16 protein-coding genes and 1 tRNA gene are annotated in these 21,944 nt (G+C 61.2%); 5 read left to right on the forward strand and 12 right to left on the reverse strand.

From position 1 onward, the window contains the following. Positions 1-120: 120 nt before the first annotated feature. Complete coding sequence (topA, locus tag NW830_RS01415) at positions 121-2,847, reverse strand: type I DNA topoisomerase (RefSeq protein WP_414404527.1); 2,727 nt, start codon at positions 2,845-2,847, stop codon at positions 121-123. Between the two features lie 172 nt (positions 2,848-3,019). Between topA and NW830_RS01420 the strand changes: the two genes are divergently transcribed. The 3 genes from NW830_RS01420 to NW830_RS01430 all read left to right on the forward strand — a co-directional run bounded on the left by NW830_RS01420 (position 3,020) and on the right by NW830_RS01430 (position 5,212). Further along, on the forward strand, positions 3,020-3,439 hold the full coding sequence (locus NW830_RS01420; protein ID WP_414359594.1) for a VOC family protein: 420 nt from the start codon (positions 3,020-3,022) through the stop codon (positions 3,437-3,439). Between the two features lie 456 nt (positions 3,440-3,895). Next, a complete protein-coding gene (locus NW830_RS01425; RefSeq protein ID WP_414404528.1) occupies positions 3,896-4,048 on the forward strand; it encodes a photosystem II protein Y in 153 nt (50 codons plus the stop codon). A gap of 30 nt (positions 4,049-4,078) precedes the next feature. Continuing rightward, positions 4,079-5,212 carry an NAD(P)/FAD-dependent oxidoreductase gene (locus NW830_RS01430; RefSeq protein WP_414404529.1) on the forward strand — a complete coding sequence of 378 codons (1,134 nt, stop codon included), beginning with the start codon at positions 4,079-4,081 and terminating at the stop codon, positions 5,210-5,212. 125 nt (positions 5,213-5,337) lie between these two features. Here the strand turns inward: NW830_RS01430 and NW830_RS01435 are convergent, their stop codons facing one another. From NW830_RS01435 to NW830_RS01475, 9 genes are all read right to left on the reverse strand, one after another. Next, on the reverse strand, positions 5,338-6,492 hold the full coding sequence (locus tag NW830_RS01435; protein WP_414404530.1) for an FAD-binding oxidoreductase: 1,155 nt from the start codon (positions 6,490-6,492) through the stop codon (positions 5,338-5,340). Positions 6,493-6,534: 42 nt separating this feature from the next. Then, positions 6,535-7,929 (reverse strand): cytochrome c biogenesis protein, encoded by a 1,395-nt coding sequence (locus NW830_RS01440; RefSeq protein ID WP_414403118.1) that lies wholly within the window; start codon positions 7,927-7,929, stop codon positions 6,535-6,537. A gap of 63 nt (positions 7,930-7,992) precedes the next feature. Continuing rightward, positions 7,993-8,742 (reverse strand): cytochrome c biogenesis protein CcdA, encoded by a 750-nt coding sequence (locus NW830_RS01445; protein WP_414404551.1) that lies wholly within the window; start codon positions 8,740-8,742, stop codon positions 7,993-7,995. A gap of 115 nt (positions 8,743-8,857) precedes the next feature. Then, positions 8,858-9,376, reverse strand: coding sequence for an inorganic diphosphatase (locus NW830_RS01450; RefSeq protein WP_414365475.1), 519 nt, complete (start codon positions 9,374-9,376; stop codon positions 8,858-8,860). 88 nt (positions 9,377-9,464) lie between these two features. Beyond that, positions 9,465-9,536, reverse strand: a tRNA-Asn gene (locus tag NW830_RS01455). Between the two features lie 47 nt (positions 9,537-9,583). Next, the gene (locus NW830_RS01460) at positions 9,584-11,413 is read right to left on the reverse strand and encodes a proline--tRNA ligase (RefSeq protein ID WP_414359585.1); all 1,830 of its coding nucleotides are present in this window, start codon (positions 11,411-11,413) and stop codon (positions 9,584-9,586) included. An 87-nt stretch (positions 11,414-11,500) separates the two neighbouring features. Further along, on the reverse strand, positions 11,501-14,497 hold the full coding sequence (gene infB, locus NW830_RS01465) for a translation initiation factor IF-2 (RefSeq protein ID WP_414404531.1): 2,997 nt from the start codon (positions 14,495-14,497) through the stop codon (positions 11,501-11,503). A gap of 305 nt (positions 14,498-14,802) precedes the next feature. Beyond that, complete coding sequence (locus NW830_RS01470; protein ID WP_414404532.1) at positions 14,803-15,087, reverse strand: YlxR family protein; 285 nt, start codon at positions 15,085-15,087, stop codon at positions 14,803-14,805. Between the two features lie 34 nt (positions 15,088-15,121). Continuing rightward, positions 15,122-16,156, reverse strand: a complete 1,035-nt coding sequence (locus tag NW830_RS01475) for an HD domain-containing phosphohydrolase (protein ID WP_414359582.1) — start codon at positions 16,154-16,156, stop codon at positions 15,122-15,124. A 247-nt stretch (positions 16,157-16,403) separates the two neighbouring features. Here NW830_RS01475 and NW830_RS01480 point away from each other — a divergent pair, with 247 nt between their 5' ends. Both NW830_RS01480 and NW830_RS01485 read left to right on the forward strand, forming a co-directional pair. Further along, positions 16,404-16,802 carry a DUF4346 domain-containing protein gene (locus NW830_RS01480; RefSeq protein WP_414359581.1) on the forward strand — a complete coding sequence of 133 codons (399 nt, stop codon included), beginning with the start codon at positions 16,404-16,406 and terminating at the stop codon, positions 16,800-16,802. An 84-nt stretch (positions 16,803-16,886) separates the two neighbouring features. Beyond that, a complete protein-coding gene (locus NW830_RS01485; protein ID WP_414359579.1) occupies positions 16,887-19,727 on the forward strand; it encodes a tetratricopeptide repeat protein in 2,841 nt (946 codons plus the stop codon). Here the strand turns inward: NW830_RS01485 and NW830_RS01490 are convergent. After that, positions 19,724-21,376, reverse strand: coding sequence for a copper resistance protein CopC (locus tag NW830_RS01490; RefSeq protein WP_414359577.1), 1,653 nt, complete (start codon positions 21,374-21,376; stop codon positions 19,724-19,726). The genes NW830_RS01485 and NW830_RS01490 overlap by 4 nt on opposite strands. After that, complete coding sequence (locus NW830_RS01495; protein ID WP_414359575.1) at positions 21,363-21,932, reverse strand: YcnI family protein; 570 nt, start codon at positions 21,930-21,932, stop codon at positions 21,363-21,365. Before NW830_RS01495 ends, NW830_RS01490 begins: the two co-directional genes overlap by 14 nt. Positions 21,933-21,944: the final 12 nt, after the last annotated feature.

The following is a 21,944-nucleotide window of genomic DNA, read 5'->3' on the forward strand; positions in this document are numbered from 1 at the left end:
AGGCAGGGTAAGACGGGGGAAGAGAGGGTCAACTGCGGCCACCTAGCTTTTGGCCAACCCTTGTAGGGCCTTAGCCTGGGCTAACCTCTGCTGAGTTAGCCAGCTAAGGGGAGTTAGGGCTTAAGCCCGAGCTTTGGGAACAACCTTAAGAAGAGGGGGAGGGCATTGGGTAGGGTCCTCCCCTTGAGCTTGTCCCTTGCTGCGGGCAGGGCCCTGCACCGTGCGTTGCCTCTGGGGAACGGCAGCCTCAGCTCTCTTGGCCTGATTGGCCGCAGCTGGGCAGCTGGCGTTTGCTTGGGCCTTGCCCTTACCTTCCTTTTCCGCCAGCAGCTCCAGAGCTATCTCCAGCGTCACGACTTCGGGGGAGAGATCCTTAGGCAGCGAGGCGTTGACTTTGCCGTGCTTGACGTAGAACCCATAGGGGCCGTCGTGCAGAGTTACCGGCTTGCCGTCCTCGGGGTGGACTCCCAACTCGCCTAGGGGCTTGGCCGAGGTGGGAGTGCGGCCTTTTTTGGGCTGGGCCAACAGCTCTAGCGCCCGCTCCAAGCTAATGGTCAGGACATCCTCCTCGGGGGGCAGCGAGCGGAACTCCCCGTCGCAGGCCACGTAGGGGCCGAAGCGACCAATGCCGGCTTGCACCTTTTTCCCCGACTCGGGGTGCTCGCCCAACGTACGTGGCAGGCTGAGCAACCCCAGCGCCATCTCTGGAGTGACGTCCTCCGGCTTGAGTCCTTTGGGCAGGGAGACGCGCTTGGGCTTTTTGTTTTCCTCAGAGACTTCCCCCAACTGCACATAGGGTCCGTAGGGGCCCTGGGGGATGACATAGATGGGCTCTTGGGTCTCTGGGTGGAAGGCAATCGGCTTGGGGCCTTCCTGCTTGCGCCGGATGAGTTCCTCGATGTGTTCCAGGGTCAGGTCAGCGGGGGGAATGTCCTCAGGTAGATTGGCGCGTACCTCCCCCGCTTCGGTTTCGACCACCACGTAGGGTCCGTAGGGACCAATACCTATCTTGGCAGGTAGGTTTTCCAGGTGGATGGAGCGGGCCAGGCTGGGGTCAATTTCTAGCTCCCCTGCCTTCACTTGTCCCTCAAGGCCTTGCTCACCCAGGAAGAAGTGGCGCAAATAAGGCAGCCACTCCGCCTGGCCGGAAGCGATATCATCCAGGGTTTGCTCCATCTCGGCAGTGAAGTGGATGTTGACGAGATTGGGAAAGTATTTTTCCAAAAGCTCGGTAACTGCAAAGGCCGTGTAGGTGGGTACCAGAGTGTTCCCCATTAGCCTCGCGTAGCCGCGGCTGAGGATTGTACTCAAGATGGTGGCATAGGTGCTGGGCCGGCCAATGCCCTCCTTTTCCAACACCTTCACCAGGGAGGCCTCTGTATAGCGGGGTGGAGGTTGGGTCTCGTGAACCACCGGCTCTAGCCGCAGGCAGTCCACTTGCTCCCCTACCCGCAGCAGGGGCAGGTACACCTCTTGGTCTTCCAGAGCCGCCTCTGGGTCATCGGATCCCTCTACGTAGGCGCGAAAGAAGCCGGGGAAGTCAATGCGCTTGCCGCTAGCCCGGAACACGGCATCGTCGACAGCAATCAGCACAACGGTGTGGGTTTGCCGCGCCTCAGCCATTTGGCTGGCAACGGTGCGCTTCCAGATTAGGTCGTAGAGGGCCAACTCCTGACCCGTGAGGGGAGTCTGGCTGGGCAGGCGAAATTCCGAGCCGGCGGGACGAATGGCCTCGTGGGCTTCCTGGGCTCCTTTGGTTTTAGTGATGTACTGCCGCGGTTCAGGGCTGAGGTACTCCTTGCCGTACATTGCCTCCACGCAGGCTCGGGCGGCGCGGATGGCCTGTTCCGACAGGTGGACCGAGTCGGTACGCATGTAGGTGATGTAGCCCTCCTCGTAGAGCTTTTGGGCAATGCGCATCGTCTGCTGGGCCGACAGGCGCAGCTTGCGGTTGGCCTCCTGTTGCAGCGTGGAGGTGGTGAAGGGAGGGGCGGGCTTGCGGGTGGAGGGGCGCTCTTCTACAGAACTGACCACCCAGACTTTCCCCAGCAGACGCTCCCGCAAGGCTTCGGCCTGGGCTTGATCCAACAGCACCACGTCCCTTCCAGCCATGAGCTGCCCCGTGCTGGGATCGAAGTCTTGTCCGCTGGCCAGACGCTTGCCGCCCAGGCTCACCAGCTCTGCCGGGAAAACCGCTGCCGGATCAGCACCTTGCAGCTGCAGCTCTGCCCGCAGATCCCAGTAAGAGGCTTTTTTGAAGGCTCGCCGCTCCCGCTCCCGATCCACCAAGAGCTTCACTGCCACCGATTGCACCCGCCCGGCTGAGAGTTTGGGGGCAATTTTTTTCCACAGGAGGGGCGACAGGGTATAGCCCACTAGGCGATCCAGGATGCGGCGGGTTTCTTGGGCACGCACCAGTTGCTCGTTTACCTGGCGACAATTTTGTAGAGCCTCCTGAATGGCCTCGCGGGTGATTTCGTGGAACACCATGCGGCGGGTAGGCACCTTGGGCTGAAGCACCTGTTGCAGGTGCCAACTGATGCTTTCCCCCTCCCGGTCTTCGTCAGTGGCCAGGATCAGCTCATCTGCCTTCTTGAGCGCCTCTTTTAGCTCCTTGACCACCTTTCTTTTTTCTTTGGGGATCACGTAGAGAGGCTCGAAGTTAGCGTGGACATTGACCCCAAGGCGGCTCCACTCTTCTCCCTTCACCTCCTCGGGGATGTCGGCAGCCGACTCGGGCAGATCGCGCACATGTCCCATGGAGGCTTGCACCTCATAGTCGGCGGGCAAGAAGCTGCGGATGGTACGCGCTTTAGTAGGAGATTCAACAATGACCAGCTTGGGCATGATGAGGCCTAAAAAGACTAACCGATGCTGTCGTGCCTCCCGCTTTTGGCGAGCAAGGGCACACTGGAAGAGTGGCTCAAGAATCAGGGACTACTTCTCAGGAGCGTAGCAAGTCTGTCTCCGCTTGACTAGCGGCTCTCGCTTTGCCTTCTGCTGATACTCCATCCTGACAATGCACCACTTTTCGATTCGCACTGCCGATATCTTCCGCTCCATGGCCTTCTACGAAGGGCTAGGCTTTGGGGTAGAAGAACGGTTTACCATCGGCAGCACCTTGGCCTGCTGGATGGGCGGCCCCTGGGGCCGTCTGGAGCTCATTCAGGTACCCCAGCCCTACCCTGCCCCCGATCCCTTCGGGGATCCCCACTATGTGGGTTACTACCACCCCTCCTTTGAGGTGGGCCCCGAATGGGGATCTCTGGCTGACTATCTAGAACACTTACAAGCGCGAGTGCCCCTGATCTTGCTGCTGCCGCCCCAATGCCAGAAAATTGGGTCTCAAACCTACGAAGTGGCCTTCATCGCCGATCCCGATGGCTTGCCAATCGAGCTCATTCGTCGGCAGGGATCCCCAGGAGCCAAAGAGGATTGAGCTTGACTCTAGGATCCCGCAAGCTCTTGGGGGCTTGCTGCTAGAAGCACGTGGCACCCCAGCAAGCGCAACTTGCCAAGGGCGACATTCCCCAGGTCTAGGGTAGCAACAAGTTGACCCCTAACGATGACGTAGTCCCTTTTCCAGAGTCTTGACCCTCCCCTGAGTAAAGTCGGGGGATTCTTACGCAGTCTGCAGACAAACTTGCAAAGGCGCTGTCAAGACGCCCCTAGACAGTCCCTTGGAACCAAGTCTCAAAGTTGACTTACCGCAGTGTTCGGGTCTTCCACCGGGGTGGGTGCTTGCTTAGGGTTATAGTTGTTATAGCATTGGCGAGCGACTCAAGTCGCTCAAGGACTACGTCCCGCTCCGCACTACTCGCGTCAGCGGCGCGGAGCCCTTAGTACGGGGCTACCAAGTTACCCCGCTGTGTCGCCCTTGGAGAGAAGGAAGCCTATGGAGATGGATCTCCGCCCCCTCATCATTCTGGCGCCAGTTGCTCTAGCAGTAAGCTGGGCCGCTTACAACATCATCAAGGCTGCCCTCAAGGGGGAAGCCAAGCTCTTTGGCGAGAGGGGCAACAACCCCTTTGGCAAGAGCAACAGCTAAGGATCCGTTGGCAGCCGCTAGAGTCCCTGTATGTCAGACGCCAATCCCCCAGAAGCAGGGTCACCGTCTGAGCGGGCTGACAGGAAGTCGGCAGATGTCATTGTTGTCGGAGCAGGGGTAGCCGGCTTGACCTGTGCGCGGCAGCTGCTGCGGGCAGGCCTGCAGGTTCTGGTACTTGAGAAATCGGCGGGCCTTGGCGGGCGTATGGCCACTCGACGGGTTCAGCACGCCGGCCAGACGGTGCCTGTGGATCATGGAGCGCAGTACCTGACTGCCGACTCTGATGGTTTCTATCGTTGGCTCAAGGAGCTCCTGGGCTTGGGACTGCTGAGGGAGTGGACCCGCTCCTTGCATCTGCTGGATCGCCAAGGGCTGCGCCCAGAAAGTGCCAACGAGGAGAAGCCGCGCTATGCCTGTCCCCAGGGTATGACGGCGCTGGCCAAGCAGCTGGCTGCTCCCCTGGCCGTTCACACCCAAACTCGAGTGGTTGGCCTCGAGCCCCAGGCAACGACCTGGCAAGTGCAAGCCGAAAATGGCCAGTGCTACGAGGCTGCTGCCCTGGTGATGGCCATTCCTGCTCCCCAGGTACTGCTTTTGCTGCGGGGAAAGATTCCTCCAGGGGATAACCTGTTGTCCCTTTTGGAAGCGGCTGCCTACCAGCCTTGCATTGCTGTGTTGGCCAGCTACGCCGAAAACACGCCGCTGCCCCCCTGGAAGGGGATCAAGGGTTTGGACGATCCCCTCCTAGCCTGGGTGGCCCTAGACAGCAGCAAGCGGCCACAGCCTCTGCCGCCGCTAGTGGTCTTGCAAGGGGGAGCGGAGTGGTCGTCGCTGTATCTTGAGGCCGCGCCTGCGGAGCTGGAAAAGGCTGGTCGAGAGCTGCTGGCCCATGCTGCCCAGCGCTTGGGATCCTGGCTGGCCTCGCCGCAGTGGATCCAAGTTCATCGCTGGCGCTACGCTTTTCCGGTGGAGGCAATAGGTCTTGCTAGCCTTGGCACCTACATTCCCACTGGCTCTGGCAAGGGACTACCCCTGGTGTGCAGCGGCGATTGGTGTGCTGGAGGGCGCGTAGAAGGTGCCTGGCTGTCTGGCCAAGATGCGGCTAGAACCTTGCTGCAAATGTTAGGGATCCCTCCCCGCCTCTCCTCGGAAGGGCGTCCCTAGGCAGTCCTGCTGGAGCTGCGGGGGGCGCAGGGATCGTGGCCACCGGGTACAACCCTGCGGTGGGAGTCTATCCCGTTGAAGCAAGAAGCCCGCACTCTAGGCGTTAGCAGGAGGGGGGGAGGGTGTTACAGGAAGCGGGGGCTGAAAATCCCAGCGGGGTCAAACTGCTGCTTTAGCTTGTGCATTAGGGTTGCCGTGGGGCCAAAGTCGGGGGCTAAAGCTGTCTTTAGATCGGCTGGCGCTTCCAAAAGTACGAGAAACCCCCCCGCCGCCTGGAGATAGCGCTGCAGCTGCAGCAGGGATCCCTTCTCCGCTTGAGGGATCCAGGCTCGCCCCAACCCGCAGCCGCGATGCAGTTGCACCTGAGCGTTAGGGAAAAGGGATTGGAACTGCTCCAGAGTCGCCAGGCTTTGGCTGGGCAAGCAGCCGAACTTGGCCAACACCATCCCCAAGCGGGGTGAGGGCAGAGGCAGAGCCCCCGGTCTTGCCTCTTGCCAGCTCAATCCTGCTGGAGCTAGCTGTTGCACCTGGGTCATCTGGTGGGCAATTCCCCGCTCGGAGCCGTGGAAATGGATCCAGAGCTGGGATCCCCCTGCCCCCAGCCAGAGATCCACCCCCACCGGACTGACTGGCGCACTCAGGACCTGCCGAGCTAGGGTCTCCAAATCCGGCAGCGCCCCTGCAGCCAGCAAAGTTGCTTGGGCCGCGGGAAGGGGATAGAGCCGCAGGGTTACCTGCGTCAGGATCCCCAAGCTGCCCAGGGATCCGGCAAATAGTCTTGTCAAGTTGTAGCCGGCCACATTCTTGACCACCCGCCCGCCCGCCTTAGCCACCTCCCCATCGGCTCGCACCCAAGTAATGCCCAGCACTAGGTCGCCAATGCTACCGTAGCGCCAGCGCAGCGAGCCCGTATCGGCAGTGGCGATAATGCCGCCCACCGTCGCCCAGTCAGGATAAAGCGGGTCCACCGGCCACCATTGTCCTCGCTCGGCCAAGATGGCCTGTAGCTCCGCCAGGGTCATACCGGCCTCCACCGTCGCCGTTAGGTCGGCAGCTGCGTGGTCAATGAGGCGGCACAGCCCACGGGTACTGAGGATAAGATCCACAGCCTCCAAGCGAGGAGCCCATCCCCACTTGCTCCCCTGCCCCAGCGGCAAGACCTTCTGCCCCTGGCACTCCTTGAGGAGCCGAGCCAGTTCCGCGACTGTCGAGGGAGTTTGGATGGGAATAGGAGCGGCCTGGCTAGAAAGAAAGGTGGCTAGCGCAGGAGAAAAAGCCATAGTTGCCCCAAAACTTCCTAAGCTTGTTTGCAGGCAGAGAGCCTAGCCGTTGGCCTCGATAGAGCAAGGTTCTTTCTCCCTAGAAGGGAAGGAGGAAAGTCTTTGCTGCTCCACTAGGCAGGCAAACTCCCGCTCGAAGGTCACCAGGGCGCGGTTGGTTTTGCCCCCCAGGTAAAGCCCTGCTTCCGTCTCCAGAGCCCAAACTTGGCTGTAGCTGAAATAGCTCATCACCACCCCCAGCATCAGCAGCCCAAAGCCGAGGTAGACAAGCGGGATCCCTGGATCCGATTTCATTTGCAGGCCGGTGGCGCCGATAACCTCGTCTAGGTGCAGGGTAAGGCGTTTGGGAAAGCGCTGCGGAGCCACTTCATCAAGGGCCAGGCTCATGCCCTGGCGCAGGGATCCTACCCACTGGCCCTGGGTGTCGTAGAGCAGGGCCGTCCCCTGCAAATCCGGCAACAACAGCGTCAAGCCCTCGCTGAGATCCGGTCGGGTGGGCACAAAAGCGCCCCAGAGCTTGCTGCCTGTCTGGGTGGGCACCGGCACCACTGGAATTTGAAAGGAGGGGCTGTTGTTAAGGCGGATGCGGATGCTGTCGATGCCCCAGTCGGCTTGGTAGAGGGTCACGCCGCGGTAGGAGAGGGGATGGTTGACAGAGATGGTCTGGCGCTTGACCTCCTGGCCACCCTCTAGAATCGAGAGGTCAGAGTAAAACTGCTTTACCCGTCCGTCGGGAGCATAGTCAATCCAGAAGCGGTTAACCCGAATTTGCCAGGTGGGCAGACGAGCCAGATCCCCTGCCCCGGTTACATGTTCAATGGCAGCAACCCCACCGCTGGGAATCAGCTCCTGCGCCTTAAAGCCCCCGAGGCTGCCCCAGATGGCTCCCAACAGGATTAGCAGCAGGCTGACGTGCACCACGATGGGGCCAAACCGCCCGATTAGCCCCTTGCGGGCATAGAGCCGGGATCCCTCCTGAAACACCGCATAACCCCGTTGGCGCAGCCGCTGCGGCAGCCCCTCTAGGGAGTGTTGGGGCAGATAGGCCCAAAAGGGCAGCCGCTGGAAGGAGGAAGGACGGGTGAGGTAGCTCCAGCGGCGGGCCACCTTGAGCATCGGCCACTGGCGCGTGAAAGAACAGGCGGCCAGGCTGCTGCCAAACAGGATCAACAGGGCCAGAAACCAAGGGGTGCGATAGACGTGATCCAACCCCAGCTGGAGGATCAGCCGCCAGGTGAGAAAGCCAAACAGGGCCGGATGCTCAGGATAGTGAGCCTGGTAGAAGGCCACCGTCTCCTCTTGCTCGATCACCGTGCCGACAGCACTCAAAAGGGCAATCGCCAAGAGAAGACCGATGGCCAGGCGCAGATCCGCCAGCAGCGGCAGCAGCTCATGGCGAAAGTACCGCCGCAACAGCGGCAGAGGATGGATAACCATGGGAAGTTGTTAGCTCAAGACTTGGATGCCCCTCTCAGGGCAGCCCCATCTTAGCCTGTTCCCTTAGGCCCACGCGGAGAGGATCGTCAGGGTGCCAAAGCCCACCAACACCCCGCCACTGGCATAGGTGAACCAGCCCGACCAGCGCCGCAGGGCCAACAGTTGCTTGATGGAGCCAGTGAACACCCCGGCCACCAGCAGCGGCAAGACCAGCCCCAGTGCATAGGCCAGCAGCAGCCCGCCCCCCACCCAGGGCTGCCCCGTGGTGGAGACCCAGCCCAGCAGGGCCACCAAAACCGGTGTGCTGCAGGGAGAGGCCACCAGGCCAAAGGTGGATCCCAGCGCCACTGACCGGCCCAGCCCAGGCCAATCGCCAGGGATCTCCAACCGGTTAAACCAATCGGGGAAGCGCAAGGGGACAACTTCCAGCAGGTTTAGCCCCATGAGGATGGCGATCCCTCCCGCCACTAAGGATCCAAAGGCGGTGGTTTGTCCGTAAACCCGGCCTAGCAAAGCTGCTCCCAAGCCCAGCCCGCTGAGGGTCAAAGCCACACCAACCGCAAAGCCTAGGGACTGCACCCAAACTTGCCGGCGCACTGCTCCGGCAGCAGCGGGGGTAGTAGGGGTGTAGCCGCCGATGTAGCCAATGGTTACCGGCAACATAGAGAGCATACAGGGAGAAAGGCTGGTAACCAGACCTGCCAGGCCCACTGCCAGCCAGCTCAGGGGAGAGAGGTGCTGCAGTTGCCCTTGGACCAGCTCCGCTGCCCACTGCTCTAAGTGGTAGAGCCAAAGCTGAAGGGTATCCACCATAGCAAAAGCCGTCGAGTCCAAACCTAGGCTAGCTCAAGGAGCCCCCTCCAGGGCAGCTGAGCGCCAACTGGCCAGCACCCCTAGCAGCGCGCTCCAGTCTAGAAAAGCTGGGGAGCTACTTGGACTGTTGGTAGGCGGCAATGCTGCTGGCAATCACTGCCTCGGTTTCGGCCAGACCTTTCCAGCCCAGGATCTGGGTTTCTTTCTTCTCTAGGCGCTTGTAGGTGGCAAAAAACTCGGCAATCTCGTCCAGGCGGTGCTGGGCAATATCTTCCAGCTTGGTTACGGAAGCATAGCGAGGATCCTTAGCAGGCACGCACAGCAACTTCTCATCCGGCTCCCCTGCGTCAATCATCTGCAGCATACCCAGCGGGCGCACCGCAATCACACACCCCGGAAAGGTGGGCTGATCCATGATAACTAGGCCATCTAAGGGATCCCCGTCCCCTGCCAGCGTGTTGGGCACAAAGCCGTAGTCGTAGGGGTACTGCACCGAAGAGTAGAGCACCCGGTCTAGGGCCATCACGCCCATGTCCTTGTCAAACTCGTACTTGTTCTTGCTGCCGCCAGGGATCTCAATTAGGAGGTTAAGCAGGCCTGGCTTGGGTTGGGCAGGGATCCGCGACAGGTCAATCACAGTCAATACCCTCGGAATACGTGACGCAAAAATGGCCAGAGGGCATTATAGCTCCCAGGGGGGGATGTCAAGTAGCCAAGGCAAGCTCCTCGGGCAAGATTCGAACTTGCGACCAATCGGTTAACAGCCGACCGCTCTACCGCTGAGCTACCGAGGATCGAGATATACCCCATCATAGGAAAAAAAGAGCTGCAAAGCAACTCCTCAGTCGGCCACTGCCAAGGCAGTGGCAAGGCGTTCTTTCAGGGTAGGCACCACAGCTTCGATGGGAATGTCCACAGCCTGACCAGTGGCCCGTTCCGCCAGTTCTACCTTGCCCTGCTTGAGACTGCGTCCCGTGGTTAGGCGATAGGGGATCCCAATGAGATCGGCATCTTTAAACTTGACGCCCGCTCGCTCATCCCGGTCGTCCCAGAGGGTTTCAATACCGGCAGCGTCCAGCTCCTGCACCAATTTTTCCGCCACCTGCATCTGCTCCGGATCAGAAGTGTTGGGCACCACCACCACCACGTGGTAGGGGGCAATGGCCACCGGCCAGATGATGCCGTTGGCATCGTGGGACTGTTCCACCGCCGCCTGGGCTAGCCGCGACACCCCAATGCCATAGCAGCCCATCCACAGCGGCTGCTCAAGGCCGTTTTCGTTGGTAAAGGTAGCCCGCATTGGCAGCGAGAACTTAAGGCCCAACTGGAAGATATGGCCGACCTCAATGCCGCGGGCTCCCTGGAGAACCTGCTCAGGGTTGAGCAGACAGCGATCCCCTGCCTGGGCTTTGCGCACATCAACCACCTCCGGCAAGGGGTACTGCTCACCCCAGTTGGCCCCCACCACGTGCCGCCCCACCTGGTTGCTGCCGGTTACAAAGTTTTTCAGCGTGGCTGCCGTCTGGTCAACTAGGCGCAGAATCTGGGGGGCAAAGTGTTCCTGCCCCCCGAGGCAGCTATCGGGTAGGTCAGGGGCAATGTATCCCACGGGCACGGGATCCCCTTGCCAGCTTTTTTGGATCTCAGCATCCGCCAAGGTTAGTTTAAGCAGCTTGTTGGCTTGGTAGCGCTCCGCCAGACGGTTGAGGTGGTTGGCCAACTTCACCTCATTGACTTCTTGATCCCCGCGGATGCTCAGCAAGACCACTACCCGCTGGCCGTTGTCGTAGAGGGCCTGGTAGAGCACATTCTTAACAATTAGGGTGGGGGAGATCTTCAAGAAAGCAGCCAGTTTCTCAATGGTTTCCGTTCCCGGGGTATCCAGAACCTGGAAGGTGGTGTAGGGAGACGCTGCCGCCGGCGGTGGAAGGGAGACGGCTTTCTCCACATTGGCAGCGTAGGAGCCATCGGGAGTGTAGAGGATCTCATCCTCTCCGGCAGAAGCCAGCACCATGAACTCCTGGGACATTGCCGAGGGTCCGCCAATGGCGCCGGCGTCGGCCTCCACTACACGAAACTGCAGCCCGCAGCGGCGCAGGATGCGGCAGTAGGCGCGGTACATGTCCTGGTAGGTCTGGCGCAGGCTTTCCTCATTGGCGTGGAAGGAGTAGGCGTCCTTCATGAGGAATTCCCGCCCCCGCAGCAGGCCAAAGCGGGGTCGAATCTCGTCGCGGAACTTGGTCTGGATTTGATAGAGGATTTGCGGCAACTGGCGATAGGAGCGGATGAGATCCCGCGCCAGCAGGGTGATTACCTCTTCGTGGGTGGGGCCCAGGGCCTGCTCGCGTCCCTGTCGGTCTTTGAGGGCGAACATGATCCCTTCTGCCTGGGTATACACCTCCCAGCGGCCCGATTCCCGCCAGATCTCTGCCGGCTGCAACTGGGGCAAAAGACACTCCTGAGCCCCAATGGCGTTCATCTCCTCCCGGACAATGCCCGAGATCTTCTGCAGCACCCGCCACAGCAGGGGCAGATAGGTGTAGATCCCTGGGGAGAGCCGCCGGATAAAACCGCCTCGCAGCAGCAGCTTGTGGCTGGGCAGCTCTGCTTCAGCAGGATCCTCCCGCAGGGTTACAAACAACATCTGACTCAATCGCTGGCTCCGTTGCATTCCTCCTCTCCACTTGTGTTCTGGAGAAAACCCCTCCTCGGGCTCCCCTCAACCGGGATCCCTCGGCCTCTAGGCCGCCCAAATTGACTAGGCGGGAGCTAGGGTCCGCCGCTTGGTAACCATTTGGTAGACCTCGATAATGTCCCCTTCCTGCCAGGCATCGAACTTCTCAATACCGATCCCACACTCGAAACCAGCAGCCACCTCCCGCACGTCGTCCTTGAAGCGTTTGAGAGAGTCGAGGCGTCCCTCGTAGACCACTTCTCCCTTGCGGCGAACCCGCACCAGGGCGTTGCGCTGCACTTTGCCGGAGAGCACGTAGCTGCCAGCCACAGTGCCGCGGCTGATGGGGATGACTTTGCGCACTTCCGCTTGGCCCAGCAGCTCCTCCACCTCTTCTGGCTCCAGCAAGCCCTCCATGGCTGCCCGCAGGTCATCCAGCAGGTTGTAGATAATGTTGTATTCGCGCACATCGACCCCTTTCTCGTCGGCAGCTCGCCGCGCGCCGGGGGCGAAGGTGGTGTTAAAGCCCAAGATAATGGCGTCGCTGGCTGCTGCCAAATCCACGTCAGTCTCTGTAATCTCCCCAGGAGCTGCCAGAAGAACCCGCAAGCGCACTTCCTCTTGCGGCAAATCCTGCAGGGCCGTCTGGATGGCCTCGGCGGATCCCTGGACGTCTGTTTTGATGATTAGGTTCAACTCTTTGAGCTGGCCTTCCTGGGCTTTGGCAGAAATGCTAGTCAAGCTGACGCGACGAGAGAGCAACGCCTGTTGCAAACGGCTTTGCCGCAGGGCCTCCGCCCGCTCCTCAGCAACGCGGCGTGCTTCCTTCTCATCGCCATAGACCTGAAACTCATCCCCTGCCGCCGGCACCTCTTCCAAGCCCAGCAGTTGCACCGCTGAAGAGGGCCCGGCCTCCTGCAGCCGTTGGCCACGGTCGTCCATCATGGCCTTGACGCGGCCAAACACGGCTCCAGCCACCAGCGTATCCCCCACCCGCAGGGTGCCGTTTTGCACCAACAAAGTGGCCACGGGTCCCCGCGCTTTGTCCAAGTGGGCTTCGATCACAGTGCCGCGGGCGGGCCGGTTGGGATTGGCCTGCAGCTCGGCCACATCCGCCACCAACAGGATCATCTCTAGCAGCGCGTCTAGGTTGCGGCGGGTAAGAGCGCTGACCTCCACCATGGGCGTGTCGCCACCCCACTCCTCCGGCACCAGCCCATGCTCTGCCAACTGCTGCTTGACGCGCTCCGGCTGGCTGCCGGGCTTGTCAATCTTGTTGATGGCCACGATGATGGGTACGTGGGCTGCCCGTGCATGGCTAATGGCCTCCAGCGTCTGCGGCTGCACCCCATCGTCGGCAGCCACCACTAAGACAGCAATGTCAGTGACGCTGGCACCGCGGGCGCGCATGGCCGTGAAGGCCTGGTGGCCAGGAGTATCCAGAAAAACAATGCGCCGCTTCTGGCCTTCAAAGTCTACGTCCACGTGGTAGGCACCAATGCGCTGGGTGATCCCACCTGCTTCGTGCTGGGCCACATTGGTTTGGCGGATGGCATCGAGCAAAGTGGTTTTGCCATGATCCACGTGGCCCATGATGGTTACCACTGGCGGACGGGACACCAGGTGGTCAATGTCCTCCAGCTCAAGCATCTCGCTTTTCTTGACTTTGGGCTCTGTCTCTGGCCGACGAACCTCATAGCCCAACTCTTTGGCCACCGTTTCAGCCAGCGACTCGTCTAAAACCTGGTTGATGGTTACCTTCACCCCCTTAAAGAAGAGGGTTTTGATGATCTCTGTTTCCGACACCCGCAGGCGCTGGGCCAGTTCCTGCACACTGAGGCTGCCTTCGAGAACCAGAACCTTCTCTTGGGGCAGCAATTCCTCTTCTGGAGGGCTGGCTTGAGCAGGGGTTGAGGGCTGCGGGGAGGGGTCAGCCGCTGGCCGAGGGCGCGGGGTCGAGACAACCGCTGCTGGTGGACGCTGCGCAGGGGGCTTGGCAGCGGGACGCGGCAAGGGCTGGATAGCGTTTAGCTGCGCTTGCTTGACGGTGGAGCTCACGGCCAGGGAATCCAAGTCCAGCAAGCCGTCTCCGTCTCCCTCCTCGCGTCTGCGTTTGCGCTTGCGCTCGGCCTGAGTGCGGCTGGATCGCCGTTCTAGGGCTTGTAGCTCCTCATCTTCCTCTTCTTCCACTGCTTTGCGCTTGACTTTGGATGGGGCAGGCCGCACGGGAGCCTCGGCCAGCACGGGAGTAGAGCGTTCTCCAGGGATCACTTCGGGCAAGCGGGGAGAAGGCTCTGGCTCGGGGGGAACTGTTTTAGCGGCAGGACGGATGGGAGGCCCTACCAACTCCAACCGCGGCTGGGACCGAGGAGCCTCCTCGGCTTTACTGGGGCTGTCTGCCTTTTTGAGGGCTGCTGGCTGGGGCTCGGGATGACTGGCAGGGCGAACAGGTGGGCCCACCAGTTGGGGACGCGGTCTTTGCGGCGGAGGAGCCTTTGCTTCTGCGGGATGAGGAGGGGGGGTAACCCGCTGAGGAGGGGGAAGCACCACCGGGCGCTTAGCCACCGGAGCAGGGCTGGTCTCGGCGCTGGCTGTTTTGGCTCCACTAGGTTCAGGTCGAGCTGGAGGGGCCGCTAGCTGTGGCTTGGTCTCTCCTGCGGGAGTAGCCTGTTGCCGCGGCGGGCCTATTCGTTCGGGGCTGGCCGCAGAAGCCTCTTTAGCAGGGGGGAGGCGCTCTGGTCGCTGCAACAGCGGTTTGGGAGAGCTGGCCTCCCTAGGGGTAGCTGGCTGCTGAGCAGGAGCAGGCCGGCGAATGCCGACAATAGCCTGAGAGCGCTCACTGGCTTTGGCTTCTGCCGATGCCTCTGCTGGCGAGCTTCCTTGGGACTTGGTCCGCGGGCGAGGCGGTTTCCCACTGGGGGATCCGCCCAGTTTGCTACGCACCAACTCGGCTTGCTCTAGGGAAATGGTGCTGCTATGGCTCTTGAAAGGGATCCCCAACTGCTCACAAGCCTCTAGCACCTCGCGATTGTCACGTCCCAGTTCGCGGGCAATGTCGTAAAGTCGAACTTTGTCGGTCATTCCTCTGCTCGCCTCTGCTCCTATCTCCTCGTTAGTTTTACGCTTGAATCATCTAGGCGGGCGTTTCTCCCGGCATAGGGGACGGTCTTGAAGATCCTAGGGGGAAGCGAAGTCCAAAGCCGCCCTAGCAACAGCGGGGGCAGGAACCAACACCAACAGCGCCTTTTTAGAATAACTCTTCTGTAGTCCCTAGAGGGTGGCTGTAGCTGACCTCACCCAACCCCATTTTGACAACTAAGAGGGGTTGCCGTGTAGTTGGCAGGGGGGTAAAGCAATACCCTAGCTGCTGGCAGAGCTTTTGAGACTCAGCCTTTTGCATCTGATGTCTCTTGTCGGCCTTCTGCCAATTCCTGCTCCAGCAGCTGCCACAGCGAGTCTGGCACCGAAGCCTTGAGAGCTTTGCTCAGCTGCTGCCTCCGCCGCGCCGCCTGCAGACAGTCTAGCCGGCGACACAGGTAGGCAGAACGCCCCATACCCTGGTTCAAAAGCACCTGGTGAGTACCGTATTGCCTAACTAGCCGCCACAACTGGGAGCGGGGAAACAGTTGGCGACAGCCTACACAGCGCCGTAGAGGATCCCTGCTAACCAAAGGATCTTGTCTTGAAGGGCCTACCTACCCCAGCCTACTCCAACTGGGGCAGCCGTGACCGCAAAAACTCAAAGAAACGCTCCACTAAGTAGGGATCCCGCCAGCCCTTGGCCGTTTCTTCCTGTAGGATGTCCATGGCTTCTTGGACAGTGAAGGCTCGCTTGTAAGGCCGCTCCGAGGTAAGGGCGTCGTAGATGTCCAGAATCTGGAAGATGCGGGCCACGAGTGGGATCTCTTCTCCCTTGAGGCCATCGGGATAGCCGCTGCCGTCCCAGCGCTCGTGGTGGTGGCGGATGAGGGGCAGCACATCCTTCATGGTGCGCAGCGGGCGGCAGATCTCCTCCCCGATCAAGACGTGGGATTTCATCACCTCCCACTCTTCCGGCGTGTGTTTGCCCGTTTTGCTCAAAATGGCGTCAGGTATGCCCACTTTGCCGATGTCGTGCAGGTAGGCTCCCCAGGTCAGCGCTTTGATCAAGGGACGGGGTAGCTGGAGAAACTCGCCGAAGCCCTTGGCCAGTTGTGCCAGACGCTCACAGTGATCCCCAGTGATGGGATCCCGGCTTTCTACGCTGCGGGCAATGGCAAATAAAACCTGGGCAGCATGATCCAGGTCTTCATTGAGGTGCTTTTGGTAAACGAGGGACCGCACCCGCGCCAGCAATTCCGCCTCATCAAAGGGCTTGCTCAAGAAGTCATCGGCTCCGACCTCGATGCCACGCACGCGGTTTTTGCGGTCGCCGGCCGCTGTAATCAACACCACCGGGATCAGGCGTGTCTCTTCATCAGCCTTGATGCGCCGACAGACCTCGAATCCGTCCAACCCCGGCATCATCACATCCAACAGGACCAGATCCGGCTGCAAGCTTGGCAGCATCTGCAGGGCTTGCTGGCCGTTTTCCGCCTCGCTGACGCGATAGCCAATGCTCTCCAACAGATCCCCCAGCAACAGGCGACTGTGGGGCTGATCGTCCACGATGAGGAGATGGCCCGCCGGCTCCTGCTCTCCAGAAGGTGTTATCTCAGGGATCCCAACCCCCACGGTTCTCTCAGCTTGGGCGGACTGCATCTTAGCAAAGACTCTCCCTTGCTTACCGCCTTCAGCGTAATCTCAGCTCCCCCTGGCAAGCATCCGCCTTTCCACTGAACTTGCTTTAAGCCGCCGCCAATTGCTTAACCAAAACCCTGGCCAACAAGGGGGCTTTTTCTACAGCAATCAACTCTCCAGGGATCCCCTTTCTCGGCCACAATAGGGATAATGAAGGTAGTCTTGGCTACGTTGACACCCGTTTTGTTGGCTTCTTGGCAACTTTACCATGTCGTCTTTTTCCTCTGAGTCTTTGCGGGAGCAGGTGCGCCGCATCGATGACCAGCTTTCCCGCCGACCCCTAGAGCTGGATCCGGCAGGCTACTTTGTTATCTACATTGATCGGCAGCAGCAGCTCATTTGCGCCAAGTACTACAGCACCGTGATCAACGAGCGGGGGCTGGCCACCGACCCGGAGACGGGGGCGGTGATCCCAGCGCGGGGGCCAGTCAATCGCTCCCCACAGCGGGTGTACGTTGGGCGGACGGCCAAGGAGTTGTGTGTCCAGATCTTTGAAAAAGAAAGCGAAAAGGTCGTCTCCCAGCTTAGCCACGCTGCCTACCTGGGACGGGAGTTCCAGAAGGCAGAAGCAGCCCTAATCTCCGGCGAAGAGTACGTGCAGGACTAAGGGCAAACTCGCTGCAGGCGAGCAGCTTGTGGCAGAATCGAGCCAGCTTGCCGTGACCAAGATCACAGCGGGGCGAGCTAGGCCATGGACGACAAGGTTAAGCCGGGAACCATTCTGCGGGGGCGCTACGAAATCCTCGGCCTTCTGGGGCAAGGGGGGTTTGGGGTTACCTACAAGGCGGTGGATCGAGACACCTTCAACACCCCCTGCGTAGTTAAGCGCCTGCGCCCTCTCTCCACGGATCCCCATACCCTAGCCACGGCTCGCAAGCTGTTTGAACGGGAAGCCAAAGTTCTCAACCAACTCAACCACTACGACCGGGTGCCCCGCCTCTTGGCCCACTTCGAGCAGGATCAGGAGTTCTACTTAGTCGAGGAGTTCATTGCCGGCCACGATCTCGGCCAAGAGCTGGTGGCCGGCCAGCCCTTGAGCGAAGCGGAGGTCGTCAAACTGCTGGGGGAGATCCTGGAGATCCTCCGCTATGTCCATGCCCGTCAAATCGTGCATCGGGACATCAAACCAGCCAACCTGATGCGCCGCGACTCCGACGGCAAGTTGGTGTTGATTGACTTTGGGGCGGTGAAGGAGGTGGGCCGGTTGGTCAGCCCGGCTCCTGGCCAAACCCAGGTGGCAACAGTCATCGGCTCGGTGGGCTACATAGCCCCAGAACAGCTTGCTGGCAAGCCGCAGCCCTGTAGCGACATCTACTCGGTCGGAGTGCTGGCCATTCAGGCGCTGACTGGGCGCCCCCCCACCAAGATCCCAGACGATCCGCGCACTGGCCAGCTGCTTTGGCGGGATCTGGCCCCAGTGAGCGAGGCGCTAGCGGCAATTTTGGATCGCATGATCTGTCCCCGCTGGCAAGAGCGCTTTCAGTCGGCGGCTGAGGTGCTAGAGGCGCTGCGGCCCCTGCTGCCTGTTTCCAACGAAGCTCTGGCTTCTGATCTTTCGGTGGACCAGGTTTTGGCAGCACGCCTCTTGGTCCGTGGCCAAGAGAAAGCCCGCCAAGGGGATCTCCAAGGGGCGATTGCCGACTACACCCTGGCCATTCAACTGGATCCCCAGAATAGCCGCGCCTACAGCCAGCGGGGCAGCGCCCGCTACAAAACTGGCGACTGGGCAGGAGCAGTTGAAGATTTCACCCGCGTCATTCAACTGGCGGGGGGAGAGGCCCGCACCTATTTCAACCGTGGCCTGGCCCGCTACCGGCTAGGGGACTATGAAGGGGCAGTTGCCGATTATACCCACGCCCTCCGCCTCAATCCCCACTGGGCAGTGGCCTACTACAACCGCGGCAACGCCTACCGGCAGCTTGAGCAGCCGCAGCAAGCGATTGAGGATTATTCCCGCGCCCTTGAGCTCAACCCTGAGGAGGTGCGGGCTTATTTTAACCGCGGCGTGGTGCGCGGCTATCTAGGGGATGCCCAGGGGGCAGCGGCAGATTTCTCCGAAGTCCTCAAGCGGGATCCGCAGGATGGCGAAGCCTACTTTAACCGGGGAGTGGCGCGGGCGCAGTTGCTGGACTTCCAGGGAGCGATAGAGGACTACACCCAGGCGCTGCAGTTGGATCCCGGTCACAGCAAGGCCTACCACCGCCGCGGCCTGGCCCGGCAAGCGGTGGGGGATCTCCAGGGGGCCATTGAGGATTTCTCTCAGGCCATTGCGCTACAGGCTGCTGGAAGCTCTGAAGCAGAGGTGGCAGTGCAGGCGGAGCTCTATCTGCAGCGGGCTATGGCCCACCTAAGCAACAACGCCCTAGAGGCAGCGCTGGCGGACTGTGAACAGGCGCTCCGCCTTAACCCTGCACTAGCCCAGGCCTATTGCTACCGGGGGCTGGCCCGCCAGGAGTTGGGGGATCTGGCAGGCGCTTTAGCCGACTTTGACCGCGCCTTGGAGCTGGATCCCCAGTTGGTCAAGGCCTACCTCAACCGCGGAATTGCTCATCTGAATCTGGGCCATCTGGAAGCGGCTCTGGCCGACTTGAGCCAGGCCATTGCTTTGGATCCCAGCGATGCCAGGGCCTACAGCAGCCGCGGCCAGGTTCACCGGCTTTTGGGGGATCCCTTGGCGGCGCTGCAGGACTACACAGCTGCCCTAGAGCGGGATCCCCATAACCCGCAGCTCTACTTCGACCGCGGCCAGATCCATTTTGAGCAAGAAGAGTGGCCGGCAGCCTGTGAGGACTTCTCCCAGGCGCTGCAGTGGGCAGGCCAGCCGGGGAGCCGGCGTGGGCCGGATCTAATGGCCCGTATCCATCTATACCGAGGTATGGCGCGGCAGCGGCTGGGGGACTGGCAGGGAGCACTGGCGGATTTCACAGCCCTGATCCAAGCGCAGCCGCAGGCGTCTCAGGGATTTGCCCTGCGGGCGGCGGTACATCTGGCTTTAGGCAACAAGGAGGCGGCGTTGGCTGACCTTGACCAAGCTTTGAGCTGCAACTGCGACTGGGGCCTGGCGGATGCGGCCCTCGCCTACCGGCAGCGGGGGGATCTCCACCGGCAGGCCAACCGGCTACAGCAGGCCATTGCCGACTACACCCAGGCCCTGCTCTTGAATTCGCAGGAGCGCCACGCCCTCTTCTGGCGGGCTCTCCTTTGGGATCAGGCGGGGGAGATCGAGAGCGCACTGGCCGACTACACCCAGCTCCTGCAACTGGAGCTGGATCCCCAAACGCGCCTCTGGGTCTTGAACAACCGCGGCTGGGCCTATGCCCAACAGGGAGACTTTGCGGCAGCTATTTGCGACTACACGCAGGTTCTCCAACTGGATCCCAGCCATGTCAAAGCCCACTGCAATCGCGCCCTAGCCCGCGCTGCCCTTGGTGACTGGCAAGGAGCCTGTCAGGACTTCCAGACTGCCCTCCAGTTGCAGGGGTACCAAGGTCGCCTTGGGGAAGAAGAGGCTCACTCCCTAGGCAGCTCCTAGCGATCCCCCACCCTAAGCCTAACTTGCTCCCGTCGCTCCTCGAAGTCGCTCACTAGCAGCCTTACCTGGATCTGCCATTCTCCTGCTAAGGGCAAGAGGACCTCTTCCACCTCAAATCGGCCAGGTTCTTTCGGCAGGGCCTGGCGCCGCAAAGGCGGGATCCCACGCGCGGGCAGGTCAAAGTCCAAGCTCAGCTCCTGGGCCGGGATCCCTTTGACTTCCACTTGCACCTTGTTGTTGCCGGGGCGACAGGGTAGGATCTGCAGGCGGAGGCTGCCTTCTGGCCAGTCCAATGTCTCTTGGCAGGCTGGCTCCCGGGGGAGTTCTGCTCCTTGCCCAGGAGGGGCTTGGGCCACTAGAAAGCTGGTTAAGGCCAGCACCAAAACTAGCCCCACCAACTCCAGGCGGACAATCTCCTGCAGGGATCGAGCCGCCGCCCAGACCCCCGACCGCAGCGCCGGCAGCAGCCGCAACTTGTTGTGGGCGCCCAAGCCCACAATCATCAGCACCAGCAGCAGCTTGGCCCAGAGGTACTGCCCGTAGGGATGAGCCCAGTCCCAGCCGCGGTGGATCCCGCCCATTCCCACCCCTGCCAGCACCAGCCCCGGCACGGCCCAGGTGGCCACGTCGGAAAACCGCTGGATGAGGCCTACTGCGGGGGGAGTCAACTCAAGGACTCCGTCCCGCTGGCGCGAATGGCTTAGCAGGCGCTCCAGCCCCCACAACCCCCCCAACCAAAAAGCCGAGCCGGCTAGATGCAGCCCCAAGAGGGCCATCGTCCCTGCTGGATACTCGCTGGTGAGGGCATGGCCGATGGGCAAAAACGAGCCAATCACCGCCATCGACCCCAATCCGCTGGCCCAGCCAGGGCCGCCCTCGCAGGCCCAGATCAGGATCCCCAGCCCCACCAGCCGCAGCCCCGTGCCCCAACCATAGGGAGAGGCCAGCACGCTCAGCAGCTCCGGCCCGGCAAAGTGGGGGTAGAGCTGGGCCAGGTGCAAACTCAAAGCCACCAGCGTCAGGCTGAGGGTGAGCCAGGCAGCCGCAAAAGCCCAGGCCTCGGCAGAGAGCTCTATTTCATCTGCAGCGCTCGACCGCTCCCGCAGCAGCCGCCACCCACCCAGCACGCCCACCACAAACAGGCTGCCCAGGTAGATCCCCCAGCGCACTCCCACCAGCGGCCAATAGAAGGGATCCCCCGCTTGGGCTGCCCTTGCCGCTGGCAACAGCCCCGGATCCGCCGTCCCCACCTGAAAGGCAAACGAACCACTTACCGGATGGGAATCGGCAGAAATGGCCCGCCAACTGACGATGTAAACCCCCTCCGGGATCTCCGCCGGCAAATCCCCCTGCGGTGCGTTGCCCGTGCTAACCAAGTTTTCCAGGGGCAGCACCTGGCCGTTGCCGTCCAAAACCTGGAGCTGCGTGAGCTGCACGGGTTCATTGAAGACTAGCCGCACCTGCGCCGGCGCTTCCTGCAGGATTGCTCCATCTTCGGGAAAGGTGGAGAGCAAGCTGGCATGGGCAAAAACGGGCTGGATCCCGCCCACCCACAGCAGGGTGCCCAGGAGACCAACCCGAATCCAGAAGAGGATCCCTTTTTGCAAAAAAGACATGATTCCAGCGGCAACCCGGCTAGCGAGCGCCATGGCCGTGGCCGTGGGTCCCTCCTTTGTCCGTCAGCTTCAGCAGCGGCGCCGGCTCTGGCAGGTTTTTGGGATCCTCCCCCGGCTGCGCCACCTGGATCCAGCGGTACATGCCTTGTTCACACTCCTGGATGACCGGGATGGGGATAGTCTCGCCGGGGCGATCCGGCAGCCTGAGGATGAGGCTGAACTCATCCATGAACTCATCCGGCAGGGATCCGCCGCTCCAGATCACCTCGGCCACTGTTTCGGTGATCATCTTCCCGTGGGACTCGTAGGGCTTATCCAGCGGCTTTTTCACCGTCTCAATTTTCCAGAGGGGGTGCACCATCGGCTTCACCGAGGTGGCCCCTTCCGGGATCTGCACCCGCAGGCGAATGGTTGGGGAGCCATCGCAGCCATGGGGCACGCGGAAGGTGAGCTTGGCAACGCTGCCCGCCGGGGCCTCTTTGGGATGGACAGTCACATGGGCCCAAGCAGAAGAAAGGGGCACAACACTCATTCCCAGGGCCAGCAGAGATTTCTTGGCCAAGGCCAGGTAACTGTGCCAACTGAACATTGCAAATACTCC

The sequence above is a fragment of the Synechococcus sp. OH30 genome (assembly GCF_047462175.1).
Taxonomy (GTDB): domain Bacteria; phylum Cyanobacteriota; class Cyanobacteriia; order Thermostichales; family Thermostichaceae; genus Thermostichus.